Genomic DNA, 1,105 nt, shown 5'->3' with positions numbered 1-1,105 from the left:
AGTTTTAAAAACATGCCTCGCCCTAACTTCATCTAACCCCGAAGAAATTAAAAGATTAACTATTTCACCTTCACATTACCGTCGCGCCTTTCGTGACAGTACATCACGATAAACTAACTGGGCAGATTGAAGGCATATAGTGAAACGGTGCTTTAAACGTGACAAGAACGATCGCCAAGGGCGCGTAAAATTCCGCACGACGCAGTGGGTGCTGTATTCGAGCACTTCTGACGCAAAATCGTCAGGTGCTGCTTTAATTGCGTTAGCTCTTCCATGCGTACTTCTACAGCACGGATATGATCATCCAGCAGCTCATTGACGTTGCCGCAGTCTTCGTAAGGCCTATCTCGAAACTGCAGCAAGATTCGCACTTCCTCTAAGGTCATATCGAGCGTACGGCAATGGCGAATAAATTGCAGGCGCTCAATATGATCCTCATTATACAAACGATAATTACCTTCGCTGCGGGCAGGCTCTGGTAATAACCCTTCTTTTTCATAGTAACGAATGGTTTCGACAGTGGTTTCTGTGTGCTTGGCAAGTGCGCCTATCTTGATTGGCATGATGGCATCCATAACTTAAAACATTAAAGTAACTATAGGCTTTAGCGCTATAAAATCAATCTTATTACATAAGGCGTTGGACAGCTTGACTCTGAAGCTGCTAGAGGGTTTATGATGCACCTATAATTTCCATTCATAGGAGAAACCCTCATGCAATATCATATCGAAGGCATGGACTGCGCGAGTTGCATCGGCAAGATTGAGACCGCTCTGGCGCGCATGCCCGGCGTTTCTGATGTCCAGCTGAACTTTGCCACACAAAGCCTGACACTGTCGTTGTTAGCCGATGGGGCCACTCAGGCCGATGATGTTGAAAAAACCATCAAGCGCCTTGGTTTTGGCATATCCGCCCGTACCACTCCGTCGAATAACGATACCAACAATCAGCCGACCGTGCAGCCTTGGTGGCAAACCCGTAAGAGTAAACAAGTCGCCGGTCTGGGTATGCTGATGGCGGCCGCCTACGTGCTGGCTCTGTTTTTTCCCGCTCAAGGAACTTGGGTATTCGCTGCGGCCGTGATTGTCGGTGTGTTTCCATTTGC

General features: G+C 47.8%; 2 protein-coding genes. One reads left to right on the top strand and one right to left on the bottom strand.

Going from position 1 to position 1,105, the window contains the following annotated elements; translation table 11 throughout:
- Positions 1 to 152: 152 nt before the first annotated feature.
- Entirely contained in the window at positions 153 to 563 is a 411-nt protein-coding gene (gene cadR / locus GQS58_RS16805) for a Cd(II)/Pb(II)-responsive transcriptional regulator (RefSeq protein ID WP_161907449.1), read from the bottom strand.
- A 150-nt stretch (positions 564 to 713) separates the two neighbouring features.
- Here cadR and GQS58_RS17080 point away from each other — a divergent pair.
- A partial coding sequence (locus GQS58_RS17080) for a cation transporter (RefSeq protein ID WP_205860463.1) occupies positions 714 to 1,105 on the top strand: 392 nt, incomplete at its 3' end.

The organism is Polaribacter sp. 11A2H (assembly GCF_011379025.1).
Lineage (GTDB): Bacteria > Bacteroidota > Bacteroidia > Flavobacteriales > Flavobacteriaceae > Polaribacter.
The sequence above is the reverse complement of the archived record's forward strand: the minus strand, read 5'-3'. Positions and strand labels throughout refer to the sequence as shown.

Bases quoted from the DNA above. Each gene is read 5' to 3' on its own strand.
- cadR (WP_161907449.1), bottom strand. From the start codon at position 563: ATGCCAATCAAGATAGGCGCACTTGCCAAGCACACAGAAACCACTGTC.